The organism is Wolbachia endosymbiont (group A) of Barypeithes pellucidus, assembly GCF_964030885.1.
Lineage (GTDB): Bacteria > Pseudomonadota > Alphaproteobacteria > Rickettsiales > Anaplasmataceae > Wolbachia.
Window position 1 is genome coordinate 247,197 of the sequence record NZ_OZ034985.1, and the last position, 13,525, is coordinate 260,721.

The following is a 13,525-nucleotide window of genomic DNA, read 5'->3' on the forward strand; positions in this document are numbered from 1 at the left end:
TATAGTTGTAGCAGTGTAGTTTGGATAAGACACAAAGCCTAATGGAAAAAACTGCGAACGCCAGTGAAAAACATAGCAATTTTATTTTCATTTGCAGCTTTTATCACATCTTGATCTTTCAGCGAGCCACCAGGCTGAATTATAGCTGTAATTCCATGTTTTGCACTTTCTACTATGCTATCTGGGAATGGAAAAAATGCATCTGAAGCAAGCACTGCACCTTTACATTTTTCACCTGCTTTTTTTACTGCAATGTTCACACTATCTATTCTGCTTGTTTGCCCTGCACCGATGCCAATAGCACAACCATCTTTTGCTATAACTATTGCGTTGGATTTCACATGTTTACATATTTTCCAGGCAAAAATAAGATCTTCCTTTTCTTTTTCTGTTGTAGTGCATTCTGTTACTTGTTCTGCTTTTATTGTGTGGTCATTATTTTCTTGCACCAAAAACCCACCAACAACATTTTTAGTTTGGTATTTCACATTTTGTTGGAAAGATTTATGAATAATCACTCTTAAATTTTTCTTTCTTTGCAAAATTTTTAGTACCTCATTGTTTACCGATGGTGCTATCACTACTTCCAAAAATATCTCGTTTAATTTTTCTGCTAGCTTTAAATCTATTTCCCGATTTAAGGCAACTATGCCACCAAAACTGCTTACTTCATCACACGATAGGGCCTTTTCATATGCCTCCAAAGCATTATTACTAACAGCAGCGCCACATGGGTTATTGTGCTTTATTATTACTGCTGCAGGCTCTTTAAACTCAGAAATTATGTTAAGTGCGGACTCTATATCTACTATATTATTATAACTCAACTCTTTTCCATGTATTTTTTCCAGCGGATATTTGGTAAATTGATTGCTATAAAATGCAGCTTTTTGATGAGGATTTTCACCATACCTGAGTTCTTGTACTTTATGTCCATATAGTGCAAAAAACTCTGGCAACTCATTATTTTTACTCTGGGATAAAAACCAACTGTGAATATTAGAATCGTAGTGTGCAGTGAAAGCAAATGCTTTGATTGCTAAATGTTTTCTATATTCCAATGTTGCTTCATTGTTATTTTTTATCATCTCAGCTTTTAGTGCTTCATAGTCTTGAATGCTAGAAATAACTGAAGTAAAACGAAAGTTTTTTGCTGCAGCTCTAATTAACGCCACTCCGCCGATATCAATTTGTTCTATAATTTGTTCTTCATTTGAGCCGCTATTCACTGTCTCCCAAAATGGGTATAGGTTAGTTATAAGCAGGTCTATTGGCTCAATACCTAGATTTTGTATTTCCGTTTTGTGCTTTTCTCTATTGCAAAGTATTCCTCCATGAATTTTAGGGTGTAAAGTTTTTACTCTACCACCCAGTATCTCTGGAAATTGTGTGTAATCTGAAACCTCTTGTGTTTTTATTCCGGCATCAGATAGTGCTTTATAAGTATTTCCCGTTGAAAGAATTTCTATTTGTTGCTGCGTTAAAAACGATGCAAGATCAATTATATTCGTTTTATCGTATACTGATATTAAAGCTCTTTTTATTTTCATTTTTATATGGAAAGTTTTTTAAGATTATATCTAAGAAAAGAAAATTTGTCTATATATAGCTACTACGTCATACCGTCGCGGTATCTTATTGTAGATTCCGCTATAGCTGTACGAACATTCATTTTTGAAGGTAAATCGCACAGCAAATGGTGTCATTCCAGTGTTTGGCACTGGAATCTAGTCTTTATTATGCAGCCACTTATTTAAAGTCAAGTTTCCTGGATCCCAGTGGGCTTTGTTGCATAGCACCTTAAGCAGTGATGGTTTACGACAAATTTATGTAATGATTTCAAATTTAGCCATACCAATATCAGTGAATTTGTTGAGCAAATAGCACTTAATTAGTAATTCTTTTTCACGATTTACTTCAGATTTATTCCTAAAGCTAAATCCAAATACTTGCTTCAACCTTGAGAAAAATCCTTCTATGTAAGATCTCTTTCCATAAATCGCTTCCTTTTTCCACTCTTTTACACCATCTTGTCCATATAATTTTATTAACCTAATAGCAGCATTTCTGTCAGACATATAATCTATTTTTGAATGTTCTGCTGCATCCTTTTTTGGTAGAACTTTTGTCTTTATATCGTATTTCTTACACAATTTATAAAGTTTGTGCCTATCGTATGCCCTATCTGCATATAATGCTTTTATTTTGTGCTGAAAATTAACTTCTTCAAGCAAATCGCAAGCTCCATAGTGGTCAGAGTAGACGCCATTACTGTATCTTGCAGCTATAGCTTTTTTACTATTCACACTTAACATAACATGTAACTTTCTTACTTGCTCGTAGCTTCGGTACTTTCTATCTGCACTGTTTTCCTTACTGTGGCCAGGAGTGTTACTGTAAATGCTGATACTTGTGCTATCTATGATAATTTCAATATTTTCCATGTTGCTTTTATCAACCCTGCAATCATTTATCTTAATATTAAGTTTTTTAAACCTTCTTGATGCTTGTGAATAGCTGATAACTGCCAAATTTTTTCCTATTTGTTGCAGATATCCTTTTATAAACCCCACCGTTTGTCTTAAACCAATTCTAAAAAGATTGACAATTATATGCACCAAAATTACGACTTTATCACTGTAAATATAGTTGCCGCCCTGCATTTTTGGACTATTTTCATACCAATTTTCGATAGCTTCATCGATGTAATGAAAAATATTTCCCCTTTTTTCAAGGAATTTGTTATATTCGTTTTGGTTACTGACTTTCATTTTCTGTGGCATATTTTTTCTTCAACAGTTAAATGGTTATTTATAATGAATTTTGTCAGTAGCTACCAGATTTTTTCGGTTGCTATGCAACAAAGCCATCCCAGTGTCAAGTACTGGGATGACATCATCCTTTTTTCTGGATCCAAGTAGTCTGGGCACCGCCTTTGTGTTTGAGGCAAAACCTGCTATAATATTTAACACACTGCTTTCACAAATGAATGTTTGTACAGTTGTGTAACAAGCAGCGGAATACCAAATTGTAGAAGTTGCTTTAGCCCTCCTAACCTTCCCTTCAAAGTAGTCTATTCTATAAATTTTTTTACCATGCTTGATTTCAAGCCACGAATAAAATCTTCAATACTGCAAGGATTTCTCCCTTCCATTTGTATAACTTTAGGAATTAAAGTGCCACCTTTTAAACTTATGTGCATATTATCGTTAACAATCTTACCTTGTTCTGAAGCGAGAGCTTCAAAGTCAGCATCAAGTATCCTGATACGTTTATTCTCTATCTTGATGAACGCTTTTGGGTAAAACGCTTTAACCTTTCTATAAGCAACCTCACAAGCATCACTTGCATAAATTTTATAGTCTTCCACTTTGTCAGCGTAACATGCATCATTATCGTTCTGTTTTAAGGGAACCTGTTTTTCAATTTCGTTTAGCACTTTCAGCAGTAAATCACTGCCTAATTCAGACAATTTATCATGCAATGTCTTGTAGTTATCGTTCTTTTCGATAAGAAATTTTTCCTGTTTTAAAACAGGGCCGGAATCTAATCCTTCATCCAATTGCATAATGCTAACCCCGGTTTCTTGATCTCCTGCTAAAATTGTGTGCTGTATCGGAGCTGCACCACGCCACCTTGGTAATAATGAAGGATGAATATTAATACAACCATATTTGGGAATATTCAAAATTTCTCTTGGAAGTATCAATCCATACGCGGCAACAACTGCAACGTCTGGTTTTAAATTTCTAAATTTTTCTTGCTCTGCCGAAAACTTTAGAGAGATAGGAGTGCATACCTCTATGTTACTTTCTTCAGCAATAACATGTACTGGAGATTTCGTTGGCTTCTGTCCACGCCCTGAAGGTTTTGGAGCCTTGGTGTATACTGCTACCACTTTGCTCTTTGATTTCAGTAACAAGCTCAGAGAATTAACAGCAAACCCTGGTGACCCCATGAAAATAATTCTCACAGTGTTTTTGCTTTAAGAATTCTCCGCTAATTTACCACTTACAGCTTCTACTAATTTGGCAAAATCATCCTTATAATTAACGGCCATCTCAGCAAGAATTTTTCTATTTAAATCAATGCCAGCAAGTGTAAGACCATGTATAAACCTACCATAAGTAAGCCCATGCTCTCTTGCTGCTGCATTAATACGTATTATCCATAAGCTACGGAAATCACGTTTACGAGTTCTTCTGTCTCTATAAGCATATTGCAATGCTTTTTCAACTCTTTGTAATGCAATTCTATAACAACTTTTTGCGCGTCCTCTATAACCTTTCGCCAATTTCAATATTTTTTTATGACGAGCGTGAGTAGTGACCCCACGTTTTACCCGAGCCATTTTATTTTACCTCCATTTTATTAAATACCATAAGGCATATAAAGCTTAACTATACGCGAGTCAGATTTACCAAGAATCGTTGTACCGCGCTGATTACGAATATTAGATTTACTTCTCTTTATCATGCCATGCCTTTTGCCTGACTGAGTAGAAATGACTTTACCCTTAGCTGTAAGGTGAAAGCGCTTTTTAACAGAAGATTTGGTTTTTAATTTTATTTTCTTCATATTCCAAATAAATTTACAAATACTACTATTGAGTTCTTTAATAGTAATTAAGCATTAGTATAAATAATTTTATTAAAGAATCAAATTTAAATTGTATATTAAAGGAGCTTAAATGTAATTACGCCCAATATATGTGTTATACCTTCTTTATTCCCAAGTGGCAACAATACTTGTCTCATTTTAACACTTTCACTTTCTTCCTCTTCATTGATTGGGCATTTACTCTCTATTACAGTATCAAGTTTATCAATGACTGCATCTATTTTATATAGTCGCAGAAATGGTGCATCAATTGCATACTTATTATCAATGCGCGTCTTTTTCTCAAAACCATAGAATTCAACAGCCTTTTCTCCTGCATTTTCACAAATATAACCTTGATCCTTGACTTCAATGATAAAACAATGCTGCCATGACTCCATTATTTCTGCAGTGTCTATTTCGGGCCTTTCTGGCCAATCTCTGTCTGATCCTTTTATGTCACTCCAGTGCTCAGTTACCACATTTGCTATTCTTTTTTCTTTGCCTACATAAATTTCCATTCCAATTTCCACATATAAAACACAGATATGAGGTAAATTTATCGTGAATATATTGATTTTTTCTTACCACAAGGTGCATATCACTAGAAGTTCTTGTACCGATTCCTGTTTATAGAATAAACAATATGGGAAACAAGATTATACAAGGTAAATATAGCTAGTTGGTTTAGGGTAGCATTAACATCAAAATTATTAAATGAAAAAGTTGTGGATTTAGTAAAGGAAATATTAAAACAGGATATACAATTCTATTGATTTATTAAAGAATCCTGTATGTGAATTTAGGGGATGTTTAAAAAACATCCCCTAGTTTGGACAAGTGCTAATATTCGGTGCTAATTTGAGAAGATAGATGCGCTACTGATGTGGCATTGCTTACTCTGCTGGACAAAGATCCTCTTTCCTCTGTTTTCGGTGTAGCTCTGGAATGCTCAAGTTGAGTTTGATCACTGTTCTAAGAGCCTGTTCATAATCTTTTAAGGAGTAAAGCAGTGAAAGCAAGAACGACCATTTGCAGGCTAGTGTTGAGTTTCCGCTCACAATTTTTCCACAATCTTCTACATTTTTCTAACCAAGCAAAAGATCGCTCCACAACCCATCTTTTGGGCAACACAACAAAGGAATGTAATTCATTTCTTTTTACCACTTCAACGGTTGCACCAATAATCGTTTTTATTTGAGTTGCAAAATTCTCTCCACTGCATCAACCAGTACATTTTTTACTCTCGAGAGGTTTTCTTTTGCATTTTCGACCATTCTCACAGCACTGCTACGGTCAGTTATCTCTGCTGTCGTTATATAAATTGCATGCTTGCGTATCTACTGCAATATGGCGTTTTATTCCTGAAATCTTTTTGCCTGCATCATAGCCTTTTTCTTCAGCAGTATCTGCATTTTTTACACTTTGTGCATCAATTATGCAGAAGCTGGTTTTTTCTTTCCGACCATTGTTTTGTCGGACCACGCCAACTATTTTTTTTTAATACCAGCTCCAGAACACTTTCTTTATTTACATCTGATTTTTCACTCCACTTCTTAAAATAGTCGTAACAATTGCGCCATTTTGGAAACTCTTTTGGTAACATTCTCCACTGGCAGCCGCTTTTTAAGACGTATAGCACCCCACAAAATACATCATATAAATCAAGTGTTCTTGGTTTTGTCTTCTTTCTGCAAGATTCCAGATCTGCTACAATAATCTCAAACTTTTCTCGACTTATGTCACTTGGGTATAAACTCCTCATATATCCTCATTTATATACACTATCTCTTAGTTTATTCCTTTCTTGAGATCATGTACAGTCTCTAAGGAAGGTCTAGTACTAATTTTCTGATCCAATAATCCTATCAACTATGTTTTTTTTAAAATTTTTTATTTGTGTAATTCTGTAACTTTGTTCAATCATGTAGGCAATAAAAACCCGTGTGTCATAGAAATAAAATTTTATATCAAACACTGCCACAACAATTTCTGCTTAGCTAATGAATATGTGCTTTAAGTCTGTGTGGACGCACATATTCATTAGCCAATTTCAGTTACCGTTGTGAGGATTTTTAAGTATGCAAATTAATTGCTTCTTTAAGTTTTGCATTAGCAATTACTATAATTTTTCGCATTAGAGCTGTTATAGCTACCATTTTCTTCTTACCACTTTCAACAAGCTTGGAATAAAAGGCACCAAGTACAGATTTGGACCTTGCAGCAGACATGGCAGCTATAAAAAGCTTTTTACGGACATTACTTCTACCACCTATAATCCTTCGATAACCAACAGCTTTACCACTTTCCCTAGGATGAGGTGCAACTCCGGCAAGACTTGCTACTTCTCTTCTGTTTAAGTAACCAAGCTCTGGTATTAAACACAGAAAATCTTGTGATAACTTTTTACCTATTCCAGGAACTGTTTTAAGGATTTTTTGATGTTCTTGTAACTCATGGCTTTCATCAATGATTTTTTGTATAGTATTACTGAGTTCATCTATTTGGCTATTAAAGAATTCAATAGTTTTTTGACAACTTTCCCTTATATGGTCGTTTTCAGGTGCTTCCAGTCTACATTTTTCCTGAGTTCTCATTTGCGTGATGCCATCACGACGTTGACAAAGTGCAACCAAGGTTGATTGTTTTTCAGAAGTAGGTACAAATAGAGAGAGAGTTCTATGGCGTTCAAATCCATATTGAGCAAGAGCCCTTGCATCTGATTTATCGGATTTTGCTAAAGTTCCGTGAGATAAAATAAAACTTTTTACTTTGCGGGTATTAGCTCGATGTACGGTGATATTCTTGTCAATAAGAAAATGCGACAAACCAAGCTCATATTTTCCTGTGTTTTCTAAAGTCACTAAAGAATTAGGTAAGATATCTGAGAATTTTTGAAACAATTGTTGCCAACCAGAAGTATTATTGTCAAATTCGACAGCATTTTTCTGTTTGTGAACCGCAACAACATTCTTGAATTTTCCGATGTCAATGCCAATAAAATTTTGATAAGATGTAACCATGATAACCTCGATAGTTTTATTAATTTAAGATTGTAAACGGGTGCATATATATGTCCCATACAACTATTCAAACGTATCGAGAGATGGGCTAGTGTACCTTGATAGGAACGGTTGTAATACCAATCTTTGTTCGGTCGCACACGCCCGTGATAGCCCTATTCCTATAGTGAGTAGGGTTATCTTCCCTCTTGTTTCTTTTATAACATGTTTTTAACTTACAACCTTAAGGATTAGCTTGATCAAGTGCATGATTTCTTTATCATTTATCCTTTTGGCAATTTTCTCCATAAGAATATGATGTCTCACGTTATCAAAGTAGGATTTCAGATCTACGTCAATACATTTTGTTTTGCCTTTGATTGCTACTTTCGCTACTCTGCTTCATGCGCTTTTCTTTTTGGTCTATACCCATATGATCCGTCCTGAAAGTCAGACTCAAATATCGGTTCAATTATTAGCTTTAGTGCACTTTGCACTATTCTATCCCGGATGCAGGGTATGTTCAACGTTCTGAATTTTTCTCCAGATTTTGGTATTTCCTTTCTCCGGTTCCTATTTGGGCTATAGGTCTTGGTTATTAGTTCGTGTCTTATTTGTTGAAGATACTTTCTTATGCCTTCTGCCTCTATCGATTCGAATGTCACCCCGTCAATTCCTGGTGCCCCATTACTCCTCTTCGTTAGCTTGTAAGCTTCCTCCAGTGTCTCCATTTTACAGACATGAACATAGATTCCCCAGAATCGCCATTCCGGTTCTGCCTTCGCTTTGGTATATATATTCCTTCTCAGGTCTTGTAATTTTGTTGGTATTTTTGTCATTTTTACCTTTACCTCCCTTTTGTTAAAAGATTTCTACTAGTAGGGTGCCTTTGCTCCATGAGCGTTACCTCATTTCTTCACTACTACGCACCCATCCGCCACCCTCTCATCTTCAGTTCACTTCCTGTTTTCCAGTTATAGAACCTATCACTCCAAGGTATTTCTCCTTGGGATGAGGAGGGCTTCTCCAGTTACTTTGTATGTCCTCATTACCATGCTGTCACTAACACCCCGCTAAAGTAGGTACGCTGTGTCATTCGTATTTCAGCCACCTATACTGCTTTCACCCTTCTTTTGTGGGCTCAGCTTTTAGTACTTGACATTCGGGGCCACCTATGTGTTCGCTTTCGCTACGGCCTGGTAATTCGCCATTATCCTTACGATAACGTTGTCGGTAGGCTTCAATATCTTGGTTTCCCTCCACATTGCTACCCTAGCTACAGGACTCCGACTTTTATCCTGATGGGGTTTGATTCCCACTGAACATACTCACCTTATCTGGACACACAAAAGAATTATCTTATTTTAGATCAAAATTTCCAAAAAAATAAATGTAACAAACAAGTTTAAATGGTGCTATATTGGGCGATATTTCCTTAACTTGACGCGTATGGTTTATTTAACACTCCCTTTTTGCCAGGAGAAACATATAATTGAAGTAATTCAGGTTTGCAAGATGTGTTTGTAGTAAGGGCTGCAATTATAGCTTCAACAGTAAGCAATGTTGCTTTTAATTACCTCAACATTTTCTCTTGGCAATTCTTTAATGAATCGAGAAGTGCGCATTGGTTGCCACTGATTATTAATTTCTCTCCTATCTGCACATGAAATGATTAACTTTTCCTTTGCCCTGGTTATGCCAACATATGCAAGTCTCCTTTCTTCTTCTAAAGCTTTACCACTTTTATCATCAAAAGATCTTTGATGAGGAAATAATCCCTCTTCCCAACCAGGTAGAAACACGCACGGGAATTCAAGTCCTTTGGCTGCATGAAGAGTCATAACATATACAGTGTCATCGTTATTCATATTATCCACTTCCATCACCAAACTTATGTGCTCCAAGAAAGTTGTGGCATTATCGAAATTCTTTAAAGATGAGATGAGCTCCTTGACATTTTCTATTCGTGCTAAGCCTGTTACCTCCTCATTTTCAAGCATTTCAATATACCCTGATTGGTTTGCTACGATTTTAATGAATTCATGCAGTGGTTTTACGCTTACTATTTCTTCCCAAGCTTTAATTTTATTTAAAAAATCGTTGAGTGAGAGTTTAATTCTTTCGGTTACTTGATTACTATTAACTAATATTTTTGCTGCCTCAAAAAAAGAAATTTTGTTATCCTGAGCAGTCGTGTATATTTTCTTTAGAGTTGTAGCTCCTATGCTTCTTTTTGGCCGATTTACGATCCTTTCGAAAGCTAAGTCATCGTTATTGTTTGTAACAAGCCTTAAATATGCAATTATATCCCTGACTTCCTGACGTTCGTAGAATTTTACGCCACTTATAATCTTGTAGGGAATTGAATATTTTATAAAATACTCTTCGAGAACTCTAGTTTGAAAAGTGGCCCTTACCAGCACTGCAATGTCACTAAGTCTGTATTTATTGAGCTTTAATATCTGTTCGCTTATGAACCTTGCTTCAGCTTTTCCGTCCCATAATTTTATTAGATTTACCTTTTCCCCTTCAATGTTTGTTGTCCACAATTTTTTTTCTAAGCGAGTCTTATTGTGATTGATAACATATGACGCAGTTGCAAGTATGTGGGGTGTTGATCTATAATTACACTCTAACTTGAAGGTTTTTGCATTTTTAAAATCATCGGAGAACTTTAAAATATTTTCAACTTCTGCACCACGCCAACTATATATCGACTGGTCATCATCTCCTACACAGCAAATATTTGAGTGCTCTTTTGCAAGGTATTTTAGCCAAAGATATTGTATTGCATTTGTATCTTGATATTCATCTACCATAACATATTTAAACTTGTTTTGGTAGTAGGACAGAACTTCGGTCTTTTGATTAAAGAGCTGTATGTTATATAGCAATAAGTCACCAAAATCGACAGAATTAAGGAATTTCAACCTTTCCTGATACTGGTGATAGACTTTGAGTGCAGTTACATATACTGGCCTAAATGATTGAATATCTTCCACTTCAGATGGCAATAAGCACTTCTCTTTCCATTGCTGAATAATATTCATAATGGTCTTGCATTTTTCTGATAGGTAATCAGGGCTTATTTCATTCATGACGTTTTTTATTACCTGTAATTGGTCATCCACACCAATGATTGTAAAATTGGGGTTTAAGCCCACAATTTCTGCATGCAGGCGCAAAATTTTTGCTGCAATTGCATGGAAAGTGCCAAGCCATGGTATGTTTGTGCCAGTTAGCTCAAGTACCCTTGATACCATCTCATTTGCTGCTTTATTTGTGAATGTAACTGCTAATATCTCATCAGAATAAGCGTGACCGTTCCTAATTATGTGTGCTATTCTTGAAGTAATCGTTCTTGTTTTTCCCGTCCCGGCTCCTGCCAGTATCAAAACTGGTCCATCTATGTTAGTTACAGCTGATTGTTGTTCTGGATTTAGCAGTGAGAGATAATCGTTCATCGTAGCCCTATAGATTATAACTTCGTAAAGTTAAACCTATGATTGAAATATTGTAAAGGTTTTATTGAATAGAACAGTTAAAGAATGCTTCACTCAAGTACTACATATTTAAACGTAGGTTTTACATCTATTTTGTTTTAGTAGTTTCAGGTGTATGTCGAGTAACAACAACTTGATTTGAGGTATTGGCACCAGAACTTCTGCTTGTTGGGTGGATAAGTGGAGTTTGGAATGGCTTATATGTACGGTTTAGTTTCTTCATTTCTATTTCTTCAACTTCAACAAGGGGTTTTTCTTTTGGGGTATAGCGATTATGCGTTGCAGGTCGTTCAGTGAGATTTTCATATGTTTCTTTCAACCAAGTTCCGATATCATACATAAATCCATACGCTTTTTCTTTAAATTCTCTCAATGATCTACTGAAACTTGCTAGTGTGTTATTAAAGTAAATTGTCATATAGTCTCTTGTGGTGTATTGATAACTTTCTCCATCTAGTCTGCTACTTTGTGCGTTAGAACTATTGTTGCTTTTGAAATAACCAAATATGTTGTACATCTTGAGCTACCGCTGATTATTAATATACATATATTATGTATTAATAAATTAAAGTTGTCAAGAATTTTACTACTTGCACTCTGTAAAGTTTTTGTTGTGTACTTTGAACTTTGAGAAAAATGGACGCCTAAATTTGACAATTGTGAAAATATTAGTTAAAATTATTGTATGTTAAGTATAGTAAATAGGAGAAAATATGCCTACTAATTCTGATGAGCAAAGAAAAATATCGCTTGAAGAATTGGAAAGTGCTGTTGTGGACATGTTGCTGTGTAGATACGAACATAAATTAAAAAGATATGAATCAGGACGAGGTGTTGCAGAGTTATCTAAAAAAAATACCGATATCATAGATAAGTATATTGAATGTGTAGGGAAACCTTCTGAGCAATTTATTGAAACAATTAATGAAACAGAAATCCGCTATTTGCTAATATTTGATGAGCTTACCCCTGATACTATTGAAAAATATGTCAATGAAGGTAAGATAGACATATTAAGAGGGTATATAAAATCTATTGGGAGCTATGTAGAATATATTTCGAAGATTTTGGAGAAATGTGGTAGTTCAGATGGTACGGAGATTGGTAGACGTTTACTTGCAAGAAAACTTGAACGGATAGAAGAAGCTTCAAAACCACAAACAGAAGTGAAGATCAAGACAAGTATCTATAAAACTTGTTGTGCTTTAAGTGGTAGTGCAATTATTGGAGCAGCTATAGCATACCTTGCAGGAGCCGCCACTTTAGCTCCTGCTATTGTTGCTGTTGTGGTGTTTATTGCAGCTGCAGTAGTTGGTGCACTGGTGGGTTATGGTATTGGAAAGTTTTGCGAGAAAGTAAGTGAAGAGAAGCAAAATGATCCTGATATGAGTATGTGTACTGCAATTAAGAATGTACTTACTCCCGAATGTTTAAAATCACAATCGCAAGTTCATCCATAAGGTAGGCATTTAATATTGACTTTACTACGATAGTCACTTTAAATTAGTAATTGTTGTTGCAGTTAAAGTATCAATGCCTTTTTTCTTTTATTTTTTTGCAATTCTTAGCATTTTATCTGCTGTTTGTGTGATTAGTGTAAGAAATCCTGTGCATGCAGTATTATTTTTAATTTTCACCTTCGTTAATTCTGCAGTTCTTTTTATTCTCCTTGGAGCTGAATTCATTGCTATGATGGTGCTGATAGTATACATCGGTGCGGTTGCGGTGTTGTTCCTCTTTGCAGTTATGATGCTCGATATTGACTACATAAGGTTGCGCCAGGGTTTTGCAAAGCATTGCACTCTTGGTGCTATGTTGTGTGTTGTGTTTTTTCTAGTCATCAGCTTTGTAATCCGCAGCTCAGCACCGAATATAAGCAATGTTATAAACTATAATACCAATAATGTGAAAGCTATTGGTAATTTGCTGTATACCGACTACATGTACGCTTTTCATCTTTCTGGTATTCTGCTGCTTGTTGCAATTGTCGGTGCAATTGCTCTTACTTTGCAGGACAAGAAAAAAGGAGTTAAAAAACAGAATGTATTAAAGCAATTGACACAATCTTCATCTGTAAAATTGATTAAGGCTAAATTTGGAAAAGGAGTAGAATGGAAATAGGATTAAATCATTTTCTGATAGTTGCTGCTATTTTGTTCACTATTGGAGTATGCGGTATTTTCATCAACCGTAAGAGCATAATCAACATACTGTTGTCAATAGAAATATTATTGCTGGCGATTAACATCAATCTAGTTGCTTTTTCTGCCTTTATGAATGATATAGTTGGGCAAATTTTTGTGATGTTTGTGTTGACTGTTGCGGCAGCAGAGTCAGGAGTTGGGCTTGCAATATTGGTTGTATATTATAGAAGCCGTGGCAATATAGATGTTGAACAAGCGAACTTAATGAAAGAATGAA

The 13,525-nt window shown here is 35.3% G+C and carries 14 protein-coding genes and 1 pseudogene; 3 read left to right on the forward strand and 12 right to left on the reverse strand.

Going from position 1 to position 13,525, the window contains the following annotated elements; translation table 11 throughout:
• Nucleotides 1–38 precede the first annotated feature (38 nt).
• The 12 genes and pseudogenes from purH to ACQH1X_RS01410 all read right to left on the reverse strand — a co-directional run bounded on the left by purH (nucleotide 39) and on the right by ACQH1X_RS01410 (nucleotide 11,621).
• Nucleotides 39–1,550, reverse strand: a complete 1,512-nt coding sequence (gene purH / locus ACQH1X_RS01355) for a bifunctional phosphoribosylaminoimidazolecarboxamide formyltransferase/IMP cyclohydrolase (protein ID WP_425386340.1) — start codon at nucleotides 1,548–1,550, stop codon at nucleotides 39–41.
• Between the two features lie 276 nt (nucleotides 1,551–1,826).
• A complete protein-coding gene (locus tag ACQH1X_RS01360; protein WP_425385760.1) occupies nucleotides 1,827–2,783 on the reverse strand; it encodes an IS5 family transposase in 957 nt (318 codons plus the stop codon).
• A 290-nt stretch (nucleotides 2,784–3,073) separates the two neighbouring features.
• Nucleotides 3,074–3,973, reverse strand: coding sequence for a methionyl-tRNA formyltransferase (gene fmt / locus ACQH1X_RS01365; protein WP_425386341.1), 900 nt, complete (start codon nucleotides 3,971–3,973; stop codon nucleotides 3,074–3,076).
• Between the two features lie 12 nt (nucleotides 3,974–3,985).
• A complete protein-coding gene (gene rplT / locus ACQH1X_RS01370) occupies nucleotides 3,986–4,351 on the reverse strand; it encodes a 50S ribosomal protein L20 (RefSeq protein WP_353288842.1) in 366 nt (121 codons plus the stop codon).
• 20 nt (nucleotides 4,352–4,371) lie between these two features.
• Nucleotides 4,372–4,578: a 50S ribosomal protein L35 gene (gene rpmI / locus ACQH1X_RS01375; protein WP_265034920.1), complete on the reverse strand. Its 207-nt coding sequence runs from the start codon at nucleotides 4,576–4,578 to the stop codon at nucleotides 4,372–4,374.
• 98 nt (nucleotides 4,579–4,676) lie between these two features.
• Complete coding sequence (locus tag ACQH1X_RS01380; RefSeq protein ID WP_425386342.1) at nucleotides 4,677–5,120, reverse strand: PAS domain-containing protein; 444 nt, start codon at nucleotides 5,118–5,120, stop codon at nucleotides 4,677–4,679.
• A gap of 466 nt (nucleotides 5,121–5,586) precedes the next feature.
• Nucleotides 5,587–6,364: pseudogene (locus tag ACQH1X_RS01385) on the reverse strand (IS5 family transposase).
• 310 nt (nucleotides 6,365–6,674) lie between these two features.
• Nucleotides 6,675–7,622, reverse strand: a complete 948-nt coding sequence (locus tag ACQH1X_RS01390; RefSeq protein WP_425385766.1) for an IS110 family transposase — start codon at nucleotides 7,620–7,622, stop codon at nucleotides 6,675–6,677.
• A 371-nt stretch (nucleotides 7,623–7,993) separates the two neighbouring features.
• Nucleotides 7,994–8,440, reverse strand: coding sequence for a hypothetical protein (locus ACQH1X_RS01395; RefSeq protein ID WP_425386343.1), 447 nt, complete (start codon nucleotides 8,438–8,440; stop codon nucleotides 7,994–7,996).
• 283 nt (nucleotides 8,441–8,723) lie between these two features.
• Complete coding sequence (locus ACQH1X_RS01400; protein ID WP_425386344.1) at nucleotides 8,724–8,864, reverse strand: hypothetical protein; 141 nt, start codon at nucleotides 8,862–8,864, stop codon at nucleotides 8,724–8,726.
• 284 nt (nucleotides 8,865–9,148) lie between these two features.
• The gene (locus ACQH1X_RS01405; protein WP_425386345.1) at nucleotides 9,149–11,065 is read right to left on the reverse strand and encodes an ATP-dependent helicase; all 1,917 of its coding nucleotides are present in this window, start codon (nucleotides 11,063–11,065) and stop codon (nucleotides 9,149–9,151) included.
• 127 nt (nucleotides 11,066–11,192) lie between these two features.
• Nucleotides 11,193–11,621 (reverse strand): WD_0964 family protein, encoded by a 429-nt coding sequence (locus ACQH1X_RS01410; RefSeq protein WP_425386346.1) that lies wholly within the window; start codon nucleotides 11,619–11,621, stop codon nucleotides 11,193–11,195.
• Between the two features lie 196 nt (nucleotides 11,622–11,817).
• Between ACQH1X_RS01410 and ACQH1X_RS01415 the strand changes: the two genes are divergently transcribed.
• The 3 genes from ACQH1X_RS01415 (at nucleotide 11,818) to nuoK (ending at nucleotide 13,524) form a co-directional block, all read left to right on the forward strand.
• Complete coding sequence (locus ACQH1X_RS01415) at nucleotides 11,818–12,564, forward strand: hypothetical protein (RefSeq protein WP_425386347.1); 747 nt, start codon at nucleotides 11,818–11,820, stop codon at nucleotides 12,562–12,564.
• A 73-nt stretch (nucleotides 12,565–12,637) separates the two neighbouring features.
• Nucleotides 12,638–13,225 carry an NADH-quinone oxidoreductase subunit J gene (locus tag ACQH1X_RS01420; RefSeq protein WP_425386348.1) on the forward strand — a complete coding sequence of 196 codons (588 nt, stop codon included), beginning with the start codon at nucleotides 12,638–12,640 and terminating at the stop codon, nucleotides 13,223–13,225.
• Nucleotides 13,216–13,524 carry an NADH-quinone oxidoreductase subunit NuoK gene (gene nuoK, locus ACQH1X_RS01425; protein WP_019236815.1) on the forward strand — a complete coding sequence of 103 codons (309 nt, stop codon included), beginning with the start codon at nucleotides 13,216–13,218 and terminating at the stop codon, nucleotides 13,522–13,524. The genes ACQH1X_RS01420 and nuoK overlap by 10 nt, the downstream gene beginning before the upstream one ends.
• Nucleotide 13,525: the final 1 nt, after the last annotated feature.